Here is an 18,402-nt window from a genome sequence, read left to right as displayed (position 1 = left end):
GTCAAACCCCGACCGGCATCAGCCCAGATCGCGGGCCAAGTCGTTCAGGAGGCCGGCGGCGACCGTGGTCTTGGCAATCGACGGGTCGCCCGAGCGGGCAAGCCGTTCCAGCTGCTCGGCAATCTGCTGAACGCGCGCGGCATGCGCCTCGCGCCAGGCGACGACGGCGTTCTCCGCCTCCCCATGGCCGAGAAGCGCGTTGGCGGCGAGATCGCGCCGGCTGGCCGAAATCTGGTCCATGGAGCGGGCGAGCGCAAGCGAATCGTAGAAATCGCTCGGCTTCATCCGCGCGGCGACGCTCAGGAGCGGCGACACATGGAAGAGCTTGGTGACGCTGAAATAGGCGTCCGCCGCCCGTTCCAGGCTGTGGCCGCTGCGTCTTGCAATCTGCAGGGCCTCCGGCACGAACATCATGGCGAGGTGACGGGCGAGGCTTGCGGCGAGATCGTCCGGCACCCCGGCCTTGCGCCACCCCTCCTCCTGCCCGGCAAGCCACTCGGCTCTCGCATCGGGCAGGAGATCGGCAATCCCCGCCTCGAACGTGCCGAAGGCGCCTTTGAGCCGCGCGACTGCGTTTGCGATTTCGCCCTCGGCAAGCCCGTTGCGGATCAGCAGGTGGGTCAGAATGCTGAAGAGGTAGCGAAGCTGCGTGTAGATTGCATTCTGCGTCCGGCCGTCGATCGACCCGTCAAGCGCGTGCACGGCGTGCCAGAGGTTCTCCATGCCGAAGCCGTCGCGGGCGATGATCGCCGCCTTGACCACCTCTGCCGGCGTCGCCGCCGTCATGTCGCAGGCATTGATGACGAATTCCGGCCCGCCGCGATTGATCACATCATTGGCGAGCCGCGTGGCGATGATCTCGCGCCTGAGGCGATGGCCGCCGATATCCTCGGCAAAGGTCTCGCGCATGCGCTCGGGAAAATAGCCGTAGAGCAGCGGCTCCATATAGGGATCGTCCGGCAGGTCGCTTTCCAGCAACTGGTCGAACAGAACGATCTTGCCGTAGGAGAGCAGCACGCCGATTTCCGCGCGTGTCAATCCGCGGTCGGACTGGCGGCGCGAACGCAGCGCCTCGTCATCCGGGAGCGTTTCAACCGTGCGGTCGAGATGTCCGTCCTTTTCCAGAACCTCCATCATCCGCGACAGGGACAGCATGCTGGCAAGACCCGCCTCATTGCTGAGCGAGATGGCGAGCGTCTGCAAGTAGTTGTTTTCCAGAACGATGCCGGCGACCGCCTCGGTCATCTCGGAGAGCAGGACATCGCGATCAGCACGCGAAAGCCGGCCGGAACGCATGGCGGAGGCCAGCGCGATCTTGATATTGACCTCGACGTCCGAGCAGTTGACGCCGGCGGAATTGTCGATCGCGTCGGAATTGCAGCGACCGCCTTTCAGCCCGAAGGCGATGCGACCCTTCTGGGTGACGCCCAGATTGGCGCCCTCGCCGATCACCTGAACGCACAGGTCTTCGGCATTGATGCGGATCGGGTCATTGGCGCGGTCGCCGACCTCGGCATTGGTCTCGCCGCGCGCCTTGACATAGGTGCCGATGCCGCCGAACCAGAGCAGGTCGGCCTTGGCCTTCAGGATCGCGGACATGATGTCGAAGGGCGTATATTCCCCTTGGGCAAGACCGATCGCCGCGGCGGCCTCAGGGCTCAGCTTCACCGCCTTTTCACGCCGAGAGATGATCATCCCGCCTTGCGACATCAGGCTCCGGTCGTAGTCCTGCCAGCTGGAGCGCGGCAGGTCGAACAGCCGCTTGCGCTCGGCAAAGCTCTTTGCCGTATCGGGGTCGGGATCGATAAAGATGTCGCGGTGGTCGAAGGCCGCCACCAGCCGGATCTGTTCCGACAGGAGCATGCCGTTGCCGAAGACGTCACCCGACATGTCGCCGACGCCGACGACGGTGAACGGCGTCGTCTGGATATCGATGTTCATCTCGCGGAAATGCCGCTTCACCGCCTCCCAGGCGCCGCGCGCGGTAATGCCCATCTTCTTGTGGTCATAGCCCGCCGAACCGCCGGAAGCAAAGGCATCGTCCAGCCAGAAATCGGCCTCCTGCGCCAGGGCGTTCGCGGTATCGGAAAAGGTCGCCGTGCCCTTGTCGGCGGCAACGACAAAATAGGGATCGTCGCCGTCGCAGCGCACCGTATCGGCGGGCGGGATGACCTTGCCGTCCTCGATATTGTCGGTGATCGACAGAAGCGTGCGGATATAGCTCTTGTAGGCCTCGCGCCCGGCGTTGAAGACCTCCTCGCGGCTGCCGCCGGAAGGCAGGGCCTTCGGATAGAAGCCGCCCTTGGCGCCGACGGGCACGATGACGGCGTTCTTGACCTGCTGCGCCTTGACGAGGCCGAGCACTTCCGTGCGGTAGTCCTGTCCGCGATCCGACCAGCGCAGCCCCCCGCGCGCCACCTTGCCGAACCGCAGGTGAACGCCTTCGACCTCCGGGCCGTAAAGGAATATCTCGCGGAAGGGCCGCGGCTCGGGCAAGATGGCCAGCGAGCGCGAGGCGAACTTGAAGGCGAGGTTCGGCCGCGGCGCGCCGCTCTCGTCGGTCTGGAAATAATTGGTGCGCAGTGTCGCGTCGACGAGCTTGACGAAGAGCCGGAGGATCCGGTCGTCGTCGAGGTTCGGCACGCCTTCCAGCCCCTCGGTGATGGTGCCGCGCGCGCTCTTCAGCCCCTCGGCGCGGTCCGCGTCGGAAAGCGCGGGATCGAAAGCGGTGCGGAACATCAGGAACAACGCGCGCGCGATCACCGGATAGAGGCAGAGCGACTGGGCCACATAGTCGGCAGTGAAATTGACGCCCGCCTGGCGCAGATAATGCGCATAGGCGCGCAGAACGTTGACCTGGCGGGCATCGAGACCGGCAAGCAGGACCAGCCGGTTGAAACTGTCATTGTCGACGCTGCCGGTAAAGGCGGCGGCAAAGGCCTCCTCGAGGCGGTCGCCGTCGGCCTCAAGGTCAAAGGCCGGCGAGCCGTCGACCAGAAGCTCCATGTCATGGAGAATGACCTCGACGGGCCCGGCGCCGCCTTGCTCCAGCGTCAGGTCGAAGGTGCGTTCGGAAATCACGGTGAAGCCGAGGTTTTCCAGAAGCGGCACGCGCCGCGACAGGGCCAGATGACCGCCGGCGTGGAAAATCTTGAGCCGCAGCTCCTCCTCGCCGTCATCATTGACGGGGCGGTAGAAGGCGATGCGAATGCCGCTTTCGGCCGCGGTTTCAATCAACGGCAGGTCGGCAACGGCCTCCTCCGGGGAAAATGCCTCGTGGTAGGCCTCGTTTGCATCGAAATCGGGCGCTCCGGGGCCGGCGAGCGAACGGAAATGCTCCGACCAGTCGGCTGCGAGCCTGCGGACGGCCGCTTCCAATTCGACCTGCGGCACCTCGGGCGTCTTCTCCTCGCTGTGGCGGCCGATGATGAACTGGACGCGGGCCGAGCGGCCTTCCGGAAACGAGGGATAATAGGCGGAGACATGGCCCTGATAGACCTCGGCGAGATATTCCCCGACCTTCTCCCTCAGGCGCGCGTCATAAAGATTGCGCGGAATATAGACGAGCACGGAGACGAAACGGTCAAAACCGTCGATCCGGCTCAACACGCGAATACGCGGCCGCTCGGCCACATCCATGATCTGTTCGGCAAACTCGGTCAGCTGCGGCACCGGCACCTGGAACAGTTCGTCGCGCGGATAGGATTCAAGGATATTCTGCAGCATGCGCCCGGCATGGCTCTTGGGCTCGAAGCCGAAATGACGCGAGACCTCGGCAAGCTTGGCGCGCAGCAGCGGAATGCGCGCGGCAGACTGGGTATAGGCGGTGAAGGTGAAGAGGCCGACAATGCGCAGTTCGCCCACGACCCTTCCATCCTCGCCGAAGCGCTTGACGCCGATATAGTCCATATAGGTGCGCCTGTGGACGATCGAGGTCGTATTCGCCTTGGTGACCAGAAGAAGCTCCGGGCCTTCCAGAAAGGCGAGGATCTCCGGCGTGGAGACAACCGGGTTCGTCCCGCGCCGCAGGACCCGCATCTCGGGATCGGAGAGAATGCCGATGCTGGAGCCGGCCACATGCTCGACCCGTCCGGAGCCGCCCTCGTCGATATAGGCCAATTCGCGCATGCCGAGAAAGGTGAAGTTGCCGTCGCGCAGCCATTCCAGGAAGTGTTTTGCCTCCTCGGCGCCCGCTTTCAGGCCCTCCGGCGCGCGCGCGTCCATCTCATCCATGGCCGTCTTCAGCTTCTCGAGCATCGCCGGCCAGTCGTTGACGGCAAGCCGCACATGCGCCATCACATAGTCGAGCCTCTCCTTCAGCCGTGCGCGCGTCTCCGGCGAAAGCGCGGCCACATGCACCTGCACATGGCTGATGCGATCTTCGGGCGCGTGCTGGATTTCCGGCGAGAACGCGGTGACGGAACGACCGGATCCGGCAATCAGGATCGGATGGACGGCAAGCAGGATATCGTTGGTGAACTCGCCGATCTCGGCCATCACCGAATCGTAGATGAAGGGCATGTTCCGGACTGTCACGGTGATCACATCGGTTGCGATGCCCGAAGGCGCGATGCCGGAGACCGGACCGACGGTGACGCGGGCCTCTGCGCCATCGAAGGCGCCGACCTCGCGCGCGGCGTGCACGGCCGCCTGTGCCAGCATTGCCGCATCATAACGCGCAAGGTCCTCGGGGCTTGCCCGCTTGAACATGGAAAAAGGATTGATGAAGGGCTGATCGGCCGCAAGCGCTGCCTTTTCGGCGGCGGCCATCATGCCCTTGCGCATCTGATCGGATTTGTTTTCCATGTTTCCTCCAGCGTGTTCTTGTTTGTCAGTCGCCGGGAACGGCATTTGAAGCCGCCTTGTTGTCCCGGCCCTCTTCGACCTTTAACGTCGCCGTCATGACACTGGCTTGACAGCGCCCTCCAATAGGCGATTTAGAGCGTAAATGAGGCAAATGGCAAAACATTTCCGCTTTTTTGATCGCAATGGTTGCAAACCCGACAGAGGATTTGAAATGACAGCAAAAACCGGCGCCGTCATCGCCATATCCAGCCATGTCATGCGCGGCGCCGTCGGCAACCGGGCGATCGTCTTCGCTCTCGAAACGCTTGGGCTTGCAACCTGGTCCGTCCCCGCCATCGTCCTGCCCTATCATCCCGGCCACGGGGCGTCCACCCGGCTGACATTCGATGATGCCGGCTTTGCCCGGGCGCTCGCGGAGCTCGGCTCAAGCCGCTGGCGCGGCGAGATTTCCGCCATCATCAGCGGCTATATCGCCGGCCCGCGACAGGCCGAGGCGATCGCCGCGCTGGTTGAACGGCTCAAGGCGGACAATCCCGGGGTCACCTATCTCTGCGATCCTGTGAGCGGCGACGAGAGGGGGCTCTACGTGCCGGAGGAAACCGCCGCCGCCATCCGCGACCGTCTTCTGCCGCTCGCCGATATCGCCACGCCGAACCGGTTCGAACTCTCCTGGCTGACTGGCCGGTCGATCGACGACAACAGCGCGGCGGTGGATGCCGCGCTTGCGCTTGGCCCCCGCGAGGTGGTCGTGACCTCCGCCCATGCCTTTATCCGGGACGGCGTGGCGGCGCTTTACGTGGACGACCGCCAGGCGGTGCTGGCCGAGCACGGACGGCTGGAAAACCCGCCCAACGGACTGGGCGACCTGTTCTCCGCGCTCTATCTTGCGGCACGGCTTGCCGCACTTTCTCCCGCACAGGCACTGGAGAAATCAACGGCGTCGGTCTACGAGGTCCTGGCGCGCGCCGTTCGCGAGGGCGCCGACGAGCTGCAGCTTGAACGCAACACGTCCGGTTTTACGGCCCCTTTTGCAAAAGTTGGCCTTCGTCAATTGATGCATCCGGCCAGGCACCGTAGAAGAAAATGATGCGCGGCGATGCGCAAAAGCATGAGGATCAAGACAGATGGACGCGTTTCCCAAACCCCTTCTCGACGGCTACAGGAGCTTCATGTCAGGACGCTATGTCGAAGAGCGCGCGCGCTACAGGACACTGGCCGAGGAAGGACAGAAGCCGCAGACGCTGGTGATCGCCTGCTGCGATAGCCGCGCCGCGCCGGAAATGATCTTCAACGCCCGCCCGGGCGAGCTTTTCGTGGTCCGCAACGTCGCCAATATGGTGCCGCCCTATGAGCCGGACGGCCAGTATCACGGCACCTCGGCGGCGCTGGAATTCGCTGTCGAAGGGCTGAAGGTGAAAAATATCGTCGTGCTCGGCCACGGTCGCTGCGGCGGCATCCACGCCGCCCTTTCTCCGGAAGCCGAGCCTCTGACGCCCGGCGATTTCATCGGCAAGTGGACGACGCTGCTCAAACCTGCGGCCGAACAGATCAATGCCAACTCGGCCATGACAGCCGGCGAGCGGCAAACGGCGCTGGAACGCATCTCGATCCGCAACTCCCTCTCCAATCTGCGTTCCTTCCCAAATGTCGCCGCGGCGGAGAAACAGGGCAAGCTGAAGCTCTGCGGTGCATGGTTCGACATTTCCTCCGGCGAATTGTGGGTGATGGACAACAAATCCGGCGATTTCGCCCGGCCCGACTGAGCACTCCGGCAAAGCCTGTCCAGCCGTCATTCATCGAGCCGTTTTTTGCTTGCAAGCGTCTTCAAGGGTGGATCAGGGCGCCAGATCGGGTCGGGCGCGATGCATCTCAGAGAAGAACGACGGCGCCGCTCAACGCCGGACGTCGTCCGCGTCGGCGCTTTCCTCGATCCGCTCCATATCGTCATCCGACAGGCCGAAATGATGCCCGATCTCGTGAATCAGGACATGGGTGACGATGTCACCGAGGGTTTCCTCGTTCTCCGCCCAGTAATCGAGGATCGGGCGGCGGTAAAGCGTGATGCGGTTGACCATCTCGCCGGTTTCCATGGTGAACCGCTCGGAAATGCCGCGCCCTTCGAAAAGTCCCAGCAGATCAAAAGGCGTTTCCAGCGCCATGTCCTCGAACACGTCATCGCTTGGAAAATCCGCGATCTCGACGACGAGATCACCGGTCAGCGCGCGGAAAGGCTCGGGCAATTTGGCATAGGCCTCGATTGCCAGGGCTTCGATTGCCTCAAGGCTCGGAGCATGCCGCCCCTGCCAGTCTTCGCTTTTGTTCATACGCGCCATTTCTGCTCCTTCGTCCGGCCCATATAGGCCTTTTTTAAGCGCATTTCGAGAAAAGAATACCGGGCCCCGCCGACGCGCTGAAGGAGGCGAAGGGTCCGGGCGCCGCAGGCCTTGCCGTGCAGCGACAGCGGCGGCAGGCTTCAGGCGGCCGCATCGACCGGCCGGCCCTTGAATCCGGGCTCCGTCCACCCCCTTTTGCACGCCCCGAAAATTGCGCCAAACCTGCTTGACACGCATTGGCGAAGGCCCTAAGAACGCCCCGTCCCGCGCGGTCAAGCGCTGCCCGGGAACATCGTCCTTCACGCTGGCCCAAGCGGCAGAGCAGATATGAAGGTCCGGTTTGGCGGGGTAGCTCAGGTGGTTAGAGCAGCGGAATCATAATCCGCGTGTCGGGGGTTCAAGTCCCTCTCCCGCTACCAGAACCCTTTTTATACAGCCCGAAGACATAGGTAACGGATTGTCCCCAAGACATGGGTGACAACCTCGTGTCGAACGGGTTGTCGACGGTTTGCACGGTCCTCCGCTTCAGGACACGATATTCGAGATAGACCGCGCAGGGCCGGCGTGCCGGGTGCCTTTGCCACTTGCGAGACGCAGGACGGGCGCGCTCTTTGAACATCGCCCTTCTCACCGGCGCATCGGCCCGAAAGCAGGAAAAGCTTATCGGCACGCACGATACCGAAACGCAATATGTGGGCGCCTCCCGTGCGGGTGCGGATGGATGCCCGGCGCTCCAGCCAAGCCCGTTGCCCGCGCCGTCCCCGCCGAGATCGACAGGCTCTTGAAACCGCCGCGGCAAGGCCGCCTCAGAATTGCCATGACCACGGCAGAAAAGGCACGCATGGGTTGTTTTCATGCGCCTTGCCTATCGTCATGGTAAAAATCCCGCCCGGCCGCTAAACCCTTCCTTCATCGTCGGCGGAACGAAGGACGGGAACGCCATCAAGACGGAGCGCGGGACTGTTCTCAAGACGGCATCGCTGGCGCAGTCGGCTCTCCCATAACGAGAGGATGTGTCGATGTTGAACAAAAAAGGCAATAAAAACAGAGAACTTCTGGCCGCTATCGGTATCTCCTGCAAGGCGCTTGGCGGCGTTGCCGTCTTCAGCGCCGTGGTGAACATTCTTGCCCTGACCGGCACGCTTTTCATGCTGCAGGTCTATGACCGCGTCATTCCCAGCCATTCCGGGGCAACGCTGCTGGCGCTCTTCGCGCTCGTTGTCCTGCTCTATCTCATGATGGGCATTCTCGATAATGCCCGCAGCCGGGTCCTCGCCCGCGTCGGCGCCCGATTTCAGGATCGGCTGGACGAACGAGCGTTCCGGATCGTCCTCAAGCAGTCGCGGCTGCCGTCGGAACGGCAAAAGCCCGCCGTGGCGCTCAACAGCCTTGGGACGATACAGGGATTTCTCGCCTCGCCCCTGCCGGGAGCGATCTTCGATCTGCCCTGGGTTCCGTTCTTTTTGACCATCATGTTCGCCTTCAGCGTCTGGCTCGGGCTTCTGGGCCTTGCCGGAGCGCTCGTCGTCACCGCGCTGGCGGTCGCCAACCAGTGGCTGACCAGGCGGAAAAACGCAGACGCACATGCGATCAGGCTTGAAGCGGATGCGGAAACGGAACGTACGCGCAAGCAGCTTGAAACCATTCTCGGCCTCGGCATGGTCGATCCCTTTCTGGCGCGCTGGAAGCGCCTTCGCGCGGCCTCGCTCGAAGCCAATCTTGCGACCTCGGACATTTCCGGCCGGCTGACGTCGGCCTCCAAGGCGGTTCGCCAGCTGCTGCAGTCCGCGGCCCTGGGTCTCGGCGCAGTCCTCGTTCTCGCGGGCCATTTTCAGGCCGGCGCAATGATTGCCTGTTCCATCCTGCTCGGCCGGGCGCTCGCGCCGATCGAGCAGGTAATCGGCCAGTGGGGCCTGATCCAGCGCGCATGGGAGGCCTGGAAGAACCTCTCGGTCCTGTTTGAAGCCATCGAGGATGAAACACAGCATATGCCGCTGCCGCGACCCGAGGCGCGGATCGACGTCGAGGCGGCAAGCGTCGTGCCGCCCGGCGAGCGCAAACCGGTTCTGCAGGCGATCACCTTCTCGCTTACGCCCGGCAAGGCGCTGGCCGTGATCGGGCCCTGCGCCGCGGGCAAGTCCTCTCTGGCGCGGGCGCTCACCGGCGTCTGGCCGGCAGCGGCAGGCATCATCCGGCTGGGCGGCGCCGATATCAATGAATATCCGCCGGACACGCTCGGCCGCTATCTGGGCTATCTGCCGCAGACCGTGACGCTGTTTCCGGGAACCGTGGCGCAGAACATTGCCCGTTTCGACGAGAACCCCGATCCCGACACGGTCGTGCGCGCTGCGCAGAAGGCGGGGGCCCACCAGATGATCCTCGATCTGCCCATGGGCTACGACACCCTCCTGACGGAGGGCGAGAGCCTGCTTTCCGGAGGGCAGCGCCAGAGGCTCGGCCTTGCGCGCGCGCTCTACGGCAATCCGCTGGTTCTCGTGCTCGACGAGCCGAATGCCAGCCTCGACGATGACGGGTTGCGGGCGCTGAACGGCGCCATCGCCGAAGCCAAGGCCGATGGCCGTGCCGTCATCCTCATGTCCCACCGCCCGTCTGCGCTGGCGGAATGTGACTCGGTGCTTGTGCTCGAGAAGGGACACGTGCGCGCCTGCGGCCCGCGTGACGAGGTGTTGAGCCGCATCGCCGGCGCGCGCATGCCGAACGTCGTTGCCGGAGGGGGGCATTGAGATGTCCGACAGATTGTCACCGAAAAAATTCCTCGTCACGGGTTTCGTCGCGCTCGCGCTCGGTCTCGGCGGCATTGCCGCCTGGGGCGCCGCCACGCGGATCAACGGCGCGGTCATCGCCGCCGGTCAGGTCGAGGTGCAGGCGCGCCGCCAGGTCATCCAGCATCAATATGGCGGCATTGTCGCCGAGATCGACGTGCACGACGGCGAGGCGGTCAAGGCCGGCCAGCAGCTTGTCCGCCTCGATGACAGCGAGCTCAACGGCCAGCGGAAGATCCTCTCCCGCCAGATCTTCGAGGCCAGGGCCAGGCTTGAGCGGGCGCGCGCGCAGGTGCAGAGCGCGGGCGAACTCGCCTTCTCTCCCGGTCTCGTCGCCGAGGCACAGGCAAATCCCGACTACCAATCCGTTCTGGAGGATGAACGCAAGGTGTTCGACGTTCAGGCGGAATCCAATGCCCTGATGGAACAGCAGCTTGCCGAACAACAGACGCAGGCCAATGCCGTCATCGCAGCCAACCGCGAACAGATCGCCGCGTTCGAGAAGGCGCTTGCCATCGATGATCAGGAGATCGACCGCTATCAGGGGCTCCTCGACCGTGGTCTGGCCCAGGCGAACAGCCTTTCCAGCATGAAGCACGAGGCGGCAATGGTGGAGGCCGAGATCGCCGACCTCAAGGCCGAAATCGCCGACGTCAACGGCAAGCTCGCCGGCTATGCCGTGCAATTGCTGAGAGTGAAGGCCGACGCGCGCCTTGCCGCGCAGCAGGAATATGCCGAAACCCAGCCGCAGCTCGCGCAAATGGAAGAGAAACTGAATGTCATCGAAAAGGAATATGGCAGGCTTTCGCTGCGCGCGCCCATGGACGGGACGGTCTATGACCTGAAGGTTTTCACCATTGGCGGCGTCATTCAGCCCGGCGCGGAGGTGGCGGCGATCGCCGCGGACGACGAGCCGCTCACGCTGGCGCTTCGGGTCCCGCCCGCCGAGATTGATCGGGTTTCGGTCGGACAGGAGGCGATCGTCAAGTTTCCGAACTTCGACAGCCGCTCGACGCCCGAACTCTTCGGCACCGTGCTGACCGTTTCCGCAGACGTGCTGACGGAGGAGAGGACCGGAGCGCCCTATTTCCGCGTCGAGGCCACGCTTGCCCCGGCCTCCGAAGACGAGGCGGAAAAGCTTGGCATCAAGCCGGGAATGCCGGTCACCGCCTTTATCCAGACCGGCGCGCGCAGCCCGGTCTCCTACCTGCTGAAGCCGATGACCGACTATTTCGACATGGCTTTCCGCGACGATTGAGCGAATTTCCGCGAAAACCGAGGGCCGCACCCCTTCGGCGCCGCCCGGCGGTGTCCGGCTTTGACCGTTGGGACGAAGATGCCAGAAGTGCTGATGAGGCGGCCCGGGTGCCCGGTTCGAACGGATGCCGGGCGCGACCGTCACGACCCGAAACTCCCGTTTGCGGCCAAAGCCGCAACACTTTCAAGCCGGACCCGTGAGATGGACCCGAAGGGCGAACACGGCACAGGTCACCTTCCATGCAAAGCGGCGCGGATCGAAGGCCGATCCGCGCCGCCATTTCCCTAGATCATCGGGCGATTAGTTGGCATCGCGCGATGATCTAGTTTCTCTTTTTTGGGCGCATCGGGTTATCGAAAAACCGGATTCCACTTTTTCGCCCGATGCTCTAATCCCCGCCGTCAGGCGAAGATGAAATCGCTTTCGGCAAGATGCTGGCCGGCGGCAAGCGCGATATCGATCTCGTTGCCAGAGCCGTCCGTGATCACCGCGCAATAGCCGAGGCCTTTGACGTCGGTGTCGTAACCGAGATGACTTTGCAGCTCGCTCCAGCTGTCGAGCTCGGCAATCTGGCTCAGGTCGATCTTGTCCTCCGACAGGGCAAAGTCGAGGATCTTGTCGTGGCCGAAACCCTTGTCGAAGACGAACGTGTCTGCGCCCGAGCCGCCGTAGAGCTTGTCGTTTCCCTCGCCGCCGTAAAGGCGGTCATTGCCGCCGTTTCCGTAGAGCGTATCGTTACCGCCATCGCCCGATAAGCGATCGTACTGACTGCTGCCGTGGATTTCGTCGTCGCCGGCATCGCCGTGGACAATAGTGTTCTTGTCCAGGTAGAAACCCTCACTGAGGTATATCGTGTCGTTGCCATCACCACCGCTGATCGTGTCGCTGCCGCCGCCATGCGCGTAAATGGTATCATCGCCGGCATCGCCGTAAACAACTTCGTCTCGTCCGTAACCGCAGTTAATGATGTCGTTGCCGTCACCGCCGTGGATGACATCATCGCCCTCATCGCCATAAATGGTGTCATTCCCTTCACCACCATCAATGACATCATTGCCTGATCCGGCATAGATCTTGTCGTGGCCGCGTGAGCCGACGATTCTGTCATGTCCTCCCAGCCCGAAAACATCGCTCGACCAGGGATCGACGGGATGTTCCGCAGTGGGATCCAAAGCGGCTCTTCTGCCGGCGTAGATGATGTCACTATGCTCGGTTCCCAGGGCTATGGAATGTCTCTCGTAGCCTGCCCCACCCTGGATGACGCCGCTGTTGCCGAAGGCGGCAAAGAAATCGCCATTTGACATCGAGCTGTACAGGTCGTTCCAGCTGTCATAGGCATCCGAACGACGCAAAAGATCCATGACGTCTGAATTTCCATTGAATGTTTTTCCATCTTCAGAATTCACGTCATCAGACCACATCCTGAATACATTATTGTTCTTCTCATAATATACAGCTGAAGCCACAATTGAATTTAGAAGCGCCATCTTAGCTGTCTTTAGGTCAAAATCACCTGAAGATAAGTGTTCATGATGATCATTTGCAATCTTTATCAGATCATTTAAAACAGTATTATCAATATAAATTTCCGCAATAGTCGATTTTCCATCGTTAATACGAACGTACTGATAAGGAGAATTGCTAACATAAATATTAATGCTCTTTCTGTTGGAATTTTGATTTTGAGCCCATTGAATGAAACTGTCCTCCCTTGGATCAAAATCGTTAATTCTGAGAAAGGAATCGACGTTGAGTTGGGAGTAATAGTCACCTCCATGGCGTACGCCGTTGATAATAAATTCGCCCACGCGGATCAATTGACGCATTCCCATGGTTATAATGCCCATTCCAGCGCAGGAGCCGAGCAGGTCTTGCAGCGCGTAGGCGCCGGTTATCATCATCCAGTTCGATGCAGGGGCAGATGATTCCACGATCACATCCTTGCCGGTCCTCTGCATCGAGACGAAAGTGTCGGCTCCGTCCCCTCCCCAGGCTTCCACGATACCGGACCGTTGTCCGTTGCCGAATGAGAATGTCAGGAAATCGTCTCCCCCATCAGCAAAAATTCTGACGTTGCCGCCGTCTTCATAGGAGATCCGGTCGTTTCCGTTTCCGCCACGTACGACGACATTCGAGAAATAGTAATTGCCGCCATTTGAAGGCTTGGAATCGACACCCGTGATGACCGCAGCATCGTTTCCGTCGCCGAGGTCGAAATAGGCAAATGGGAGTCCCTTTGCCTCCTCGCTGCGAACCCAGTCATCTCCTCCGCCCATATAGGCGCAAACACCGCCATCTGTCGTACCCCTGACGCGGAGCCAGTCGTAATCCGAGCTAAGGTCCAATCTCAGGGCATATGTATGTTCCTTGTCATAGTCACAACTATACTTCCAGATTCGACTGTCATAGGATCCAAGATTATTAGAACTGTAATATATCTCAAGTCTGTGTTCAATTAAGCTCGACTTGAAGAATGCAATGTTATTTAAATCCACGAAAGTCTGGGTTGACCTATTCCAATGGATGACTGCATCCGGCACAGGGTACCACTCGTATGAATACGCTGCTCTCGTCACTGCGGACGTGTCATCAGCGCCACCAGCCGCCTGAGCGCTGTTGTAGACAGTGGGCGTCATGGCTTCGACGGATGCAGGAAGCGCCAGATCGCCTGTGCCGGTCTGAAACGCGATGCGGGACCTGTCCTCGAAGGTAAACGTATCGGGTTGCGCCGTCAGCACTGAACCATCGACGGGGACGACATGCCAGGACTTTTCATCATAGCCATCCGCATTCGACGGAAGCGCCGCCGGATCGGGGGTAAACAGGTCGCGGGCGTGATGCTGCCGGACCTCATCATCTTGCGCGGCGGAAGCATTCCCCTCGGCATCGCCGATCAACTCTAGATATTGGGTCTTGTCCCTGCCCTGAGTCGTCTTGGTCTGATCTTCGCCAAGAACATCAATCCAGAACTGGTTTCTCATTTTCGTCTCCTCCCGAGCCCGCCAGGGGTTCGGCTATCTTGTTCCGCTTTTGCATCCAGCCCCTTTTCCAGCTTCCAGGGAGATGCGGGCGGTTGTTCTCCAGGGAACGAGGCCCTGTCCCCCTGCGGTCTCCAGAGGGGCGCGGTCTTTTCCGCGTGCCGGACGGGCGATCGCAGCAGCCCGCCCCCGAAAGCGCCTTTCAAGGCGCTGCCGGATTTTCAATCCACCGTTTCGCAGTTATGCGGAATGGTCGGCAGGCGCGACGACGGGCTGCGCTGCAGGTGACCGTCCGGGCCGGTGCCAGGGGTTTCGCTTGGCCGTCGCCGACGAGGGTCTCAAAGCCCCGCGGCGGCCGCCCGCGCGCATCACGGTGCGCTAGGGAAAATCGGCATTCGGTCTTCTGGTTGAACGCGTGCAGGAAAACACGGCGTTGCCACAACTTGCGGGAAAAACGAGGGAAAGATCACAAAGGACTTTGTAGGCCGAACCACGATCGGCAACGATACGAGGATTGCTCATCTCAAGCCTGCCTTCGGAAGGCGAGGTCGCAGGGAAACCGGGCATTTCCTCGCACTTCCAGTCGCCTCGCAGGCGCGGGCAGCATGTCCATAACGGCTTCTGCCGCGCTCCCGGCTTTCCGGAGCCGGATGAATACCAGGTCACCCGCCTTCGCCGAGGTTGCAATCATAAGTTTATAAAACTTTTACCTGATGGTCAAACATTTTCTCTGCGGACGCCGGATTCGGCCCCGCGCGGCCTTTCCCTTCCGGGCGGCCCGCAGGTGTTTCGCCTTGCGGCGCGCCCGCCGTCTGCCTAAGCTTGTCGTGCTCGGCAGTCTGCCGAGAATCCACCCGCTGGGCGAGATCCGTTCGATCAGGCCGTCAGGCACGCCGGCATCCGCAACCCAAACCGGCGAAAGGAGCATGATGTCCGGCGACGAAACCACGATCACGCGCGAGGCGGCAACAAGACTGGGCGAGGAGGTGATGCGCCTTGCGGGCTATGACCCCGACCATGCGCGCGCCATCACCGCGTCAACGGTGCGCGCGCAGGGCGACGAGTGCCATTCCCACGGGCTCTACCGCCTGCTTTCCTGCGCGGACCTCGCCGAGAAGGGCAAGGTCGACCCGAAGGCGACGCCGGTGGTTGACGACCGGGCGCCGGCGATCGTGCGCGTCGATGCGCGTCGCGGCGTCTCGCTGACGGCCTTCGAGGCGGGTCTGCCGCGTCTTGTCGAAAAGGCGAAGACGGCGGGTCTTGCGGCATTGGCGATCAACAACTGCTATCATTTCTCCGCCCTCTGGCCGGAGATTGAAGCGATCACGGACAAGGGGCTGGTGGCGCTTGCCATGACGGTCAGCCATGCCTGGGTGGCGCCTGCCGGCGGCGCGCGCCCGGCCTTCGGCACCAACCCCATCGCCTTCGGCTGGCCGCGGCCCGGCAAGCATCCCTTCGTCTTCGATTTTGCCACCTCGGCCATTGCCCGCGGCGATCTTGAACTGCACCGCCGGTCCGGAACGCCGCTGCCCGAAGGCGTGGCCGTCGATGCGGACGGCAGGCCGACCACCGATCCGCTCGAAGCCATAAACGGCGCCATGCTGACATTTGGGGGACACAAGGGCTCTGCGCTTTCGGCCATGATCGAGCTTCTCGCCGGCCCGCTGATCGGCGACATGACAAGCGCGCAGTCCCTTGCCCATGATGAAGGCGCGGGCGTGGTTCCCATGCATGGCGAGCTGATCCTGGCCTTCGACCCGGCTTCCTTCCTCGGCGGCGCGGTTGCCGAGAGTAGCGCACAGGCGGAAGGGCTTTTCGATTCGATAACCGGCGCGGGCGCCCGCCTGCCATCGGCCAGGCGTTATGCCGCCCGCCGCCGCAACGCGGACAGACCCATGCCCGTGCGCCGCGCCGTGCTGGAGGATATCGAGGCGCTGCGCGAACGGCTGCGACGATAGGGCGACAAAAAACGGCGCCGGTTTCCCGACGCCGTTTCGCTATTTTCGGAATTTCTGGATCGATCAGGCGGTCGCGCGCGGCTTGACCAGGTTGCGCTCGACCAGAAGCTCTGCGATCTGGACGGCATTCAGCGCCGCGCCCTTGCGCAGATTGTCGGAGACCACCCACATGGCCAGGCCGTTTTCGACAGTCGCATCCTCGCGGATACGGGAAATATAGGTGACGTCCTCGCCGGCGCATTCGACCGGGGTGACGTATCCGCCATCCTCATGCTTGTCGACGACAAGGCAGCCGGGGGCTTCGCGCAGGATCTCGCGGGCTTCCTCGGCCGTGATTTCCTTTTCGAATTCCAGGTTCACCGCTTCGCCATGACCGATGAAGACCGGCACGCGCACGGCGGTGCAGGTAACCTTGATCTTCGGGTCCAGCATCTTCTTGGTTTCGGCCAGAACCTTCCATTCCTCCTTGGTGTAGCCGTCCTCCATGAAGACGTCGATATGGGGAATGACGTTGAAGGCGATGCGCTTGGTGAACTTCCTGTTCTCGATCGGATCGGCTACGAAGACGGCGCGGGTCTGGTTGAACAGCTCGTCCATGCCGTCCTTGCCGGCGCCGGAAACCGACTGGTAGGTGGAGACCACCACGCGCTTGATGGTCGCCGCGTCATGCAGCGGCTTCAGCGCGACAACGAGCTGGGCGGTCGAGCAGTTCGGATTGGCGATGATGTTGCGCTTGGTATAGCCCTCGATGGCATCGGGATTGACCTCCGGCACGATCAGCGGCACGTCGGCGTCGTAACGCCAGGCGGACGAATTGTCGATCACGACGCAGCCCTGGGCGCCGATCTTCGGCGACCACTTCTGCGAGATCGACCCGCCCGCCGACATCAGGCAGATATCGGTGTCGGAGAAATCGTAATTTTCCAGGTTCTTTACCTTCAGCGTCTTGTCGCCGAAGGAGACTTCCTTGCCGACGGAACGGCTGGAAGCGAGCGCGACGACCTCATCGGCCGGGAAACCGCGCTCTGCGAGGATGGACAGCATTTCGCGCCCGACATTGCCGGTGGCGCCGGCGACTGCAATCTTGAAACCCATGATGATTTAGCTCTCTTTCGTTTCTCTCCTCCTGGTGGGCGGGAGCGGAAGAGCGGCCTTGACGGCGCCTTCCCGTCCCCGGCCGGGCCGGGGAGAGAGCGGCAGGGCCAGAGACGTCAGACGGTTTTCGTCGTCGTTTTCTTGGCCGTTTTGGTGAGAATTGCGGATGCATGAACGCCGCCGGCGCTCAGCGCCAGGGTGACATCGCCCGATCTTTGACGTATCGACTGCAGCATGCATGCGTGTCCTTTAACCGCGAAGGCTAATGGCCCTTTTGCGCCCGCAAGTCAAGGTCTGTTTGCCCGGAAGCGGGTGGATGGCGGTGTTGCATGAACGCCGGTTTCAGCGCCCTGATGCTGTTGCGCGGAACCGGCCAGCCGCCGTCATCGATCCTGAACACCAGGCGATAACGCGAGAAAAAGATCGCGACGAGATAGGTGCACCACGCGCCGAAGGCAAGCCCGGCGATGACGTCGCTCGGATAGTGCGCGCCGACAATCGTGCGGCACATGGCGAATATGACGGCGAGGCTGAAGAACATCACGCGGTGGCGCGGCATGAAAAAGGCGGCACAGGTGAAGATCGCGGCGATCGTGGTCGAATGGCCCGAGGGGAAGCTGGCGAAATCAGCATCGAACTGCATCGGACTGAAGGCGAACGGGCCGATCTCGTGATAGAGCATGTTGGGGCGCGCGCGGCCGATCATGTTCTTGATGAGAGCGACGGCGATGCCGGAAAAGGCGATGGCCGCGAAGACGAAGCTGGAGGCCTGGGCGAGGAAGACGCCCTTGGCCCGCGTGCGCCGGTCGCCTGTGCCGGCAGCGCCGAGACCGACGACGATGGCGAGGAAACTGACGATCAGGATCCAGTCCGACTTGCCGAAATCGGTGAGCAGACTGCCGTACTGGTGCAGGAGCGGGTCAAGCTGCTTGCTCATGACGCCGACCGGATAGTCGAGGATCGCGAAGGCGACGAGAACCATGCCCAACGTCCCGACGAGGAAACCGCGCCAGTGATTGCACGGCCAACTCCGGTCTTTCACTTTCCGCCGCTGGCTGAACCAGCGATAAGGCACTGTCATTCTATCCCCGCATCTCCCCCGCCCGAGCCTGCGCTCACCGCCATGCAGCGAAAACCGTAACCGAAAAACGAGGCGAACTCAACGCCGACAGGGGTCTCGCAGGCCGTTTC

Annotated in this window: 10 protein-coding genes and 1 tRNA gene; 6 read left to right on the top strand and 5 right to left on the bottom strand. The window is 62.2% G+C overall.

All coding sequences use genetic code 11. The annotated features are described in order from the left end of the window. Positions 1 to 18: 18 nt before the first annotated feature. Entirely contained in the window at positions 19 to 4,806 is a 4,788-nt protein-coding gene (locus JET14_RS02040) for an NAD-glutamate dehydrogenase (RefSeq protein WP_200336581.1), read from the bottom strand. A gap of 211 nt (positions 4,807 to 5,017) precedes the next feature. Between JET14_RS02040 and pdxY the strand changes: the two genes are divergently transcribed. Next, on the top strand, positions 5,018 to 5,893 hold the full coding sequence (gene pdxY / locus JET14_RS02035; RefSeq protein WP_200336580.1) for a pyridoxal kinase: 876 nt from the start codon (positions 5,018 to 5,020) through the stop codon (positions 5,891 to 5,893). Positions 5,894 to 5,930: 37 nt separating this feature from the next. Then, positions 5,931 to 6,569 (top strand): carbonic anhydrase, encoded by a 639-nt coding sequence (locus JET14_RS02030; protein WP_200336579.1) that lies wholly within the window; start codon positions 5,931 to 5,933, stop codon positions 6,567 to 6,569. 129 nt (positions 6,570 to 6,698) lie between these two features. Here JET14_RS02030 and JET14_RS02025 read toward each other — a convergent pair whose 3' ends face one another. Continuing rightward, on the bottom strand, positions 6,699 to 7,139 hold the full coding sequence (locus tag JET14_RS02025) for a metallopeptidase family protein (protein WP_024708489.1): 441 nt from the start codon (positions 7,137 to 7,139) through the stop codon (positions 6,699 to 6,701). Positions 7,140 to 7,481: 342 nt separating this feature from the next. Between JET14_RS02025 and JET14_RS02020 the strand changes: the two genes are divergently transcribed. The 3 genes from JET14_RS02020 to JET14_RS02010 all read left to right on the top strand — a co-directional run bounded on the left by JET14_RS02020 (position 7,482) and on the right by JET14_RS02010 (position 11,180). Then, positions 7,482 to 7,558 (top strand) — tRNA-Met (locus tag JET14_RS02020). A gap of 600 nt (positions 7,559 to 8,158) precedes the next feature. Beyond that, positions 8,159 to 9,883 (top strand): type I secretion system permease/ATPase, encoded by a 1,725-nt coding sequence (locus tag JET14_RS02015; protein WP_200336578.1) that lies wholly within the window; start codon positions 8,159 to 8,161, stop codon positions 9,881 to 9,883. Between the two features lies 1 nt (position 9,884). Then, positions 9,885 to 11,180 carry an HlyD family type I secretion periplasmic adaptor subunit gene (locus JET14_RS02010; RefSeq protein ID WP_200336577.1) on the top strand — a complete coding sequence of 432 codons (1,296 nt, stop codon included), beginning with the start codon at positions 9,885 to 9,887 and terminating at the stop codon, positions 11,178 to 11,180. Positions 11,181 to 11,581: 401 nt separating this feature from the next. Here JET14_RS02010 and JET14_RS02005 read toward each other — a convergent pair whose 3' ends face one another. After that, positions 11,582 to 14,161, bottom strand: a complete 2,580-nt coding sequence (locus JET14_RS02005) for a calcium-binding protein (RefSeq protein ID WP_200336576.1) — start codon at positions 14,159 to 14,161, stop codon at positions 11,582 to 11,584. 926 nt (positions 14,162 to 15,087) lie between these two features. Between JET14_RS02005 and JET14_RS02000 the strand changes: the two genes are divergently transcribed. Continuing rightward, positions 15,088 to 16,116, top strand: coding sequence for an Ldh family oxidoreductase (locus tag JET14_RS02000; RefSeq protein WP_200337958.1), 1,029 nt, complete (start codon positions 15,088 to 15,090; stop codon positions 16,114 to 16,116). Between the two features lie 63 nt (positions 16,117 to 16,179). On the opposite strand, the gene JET14_RS01995 is transcribed toward JET14_RS02000, so the two are convergent. Both JET14_RS01995 and JET14_RS01990 read right to left on the bottom strand, forming a co-directional pair. After that, on the bottom strand, positions 16,180 to 17,211 hold the full coding sequence (locus tag JET14_RS01995; protein ID WP_200336575.1) for an aspartate-semialdehyde dehydrogenase: 1,032 nt from the start codon (positions 17,209 to 17,211) through the stop codon (positions 16,180 to 16,182). Positions 17,212 to 17,473: 262 nt separating this feature from the next. Beyond that, positions 17,474 to 18,292: a phosphatase PAP2 family protein gene (locus tag JET14_RS01990; RefSeq protein ID WP_200336574.1), complete on the bottom strand. Its 819-nt coding sequence runs from the start codon at positions 18,290 to 18,292 to the stop codon at positions 17,474 to 17,476. Positions 18,293 to 18,402: the final 110 nt, after the last annotated feature.

This window comes from Martelella lutilitoris, from assembly GCF_016598595.1.
GTDB classification, from domain to species: Bacteria; Pseudomonadota; Alphaproteobacteria; order Rhizobiales; family Rhizobiaceae; genus Martelella; species Martelella lutilitoris_A.
This window is presented reverse-complemented; position numbering and strand designations above follow the sequence as displayed.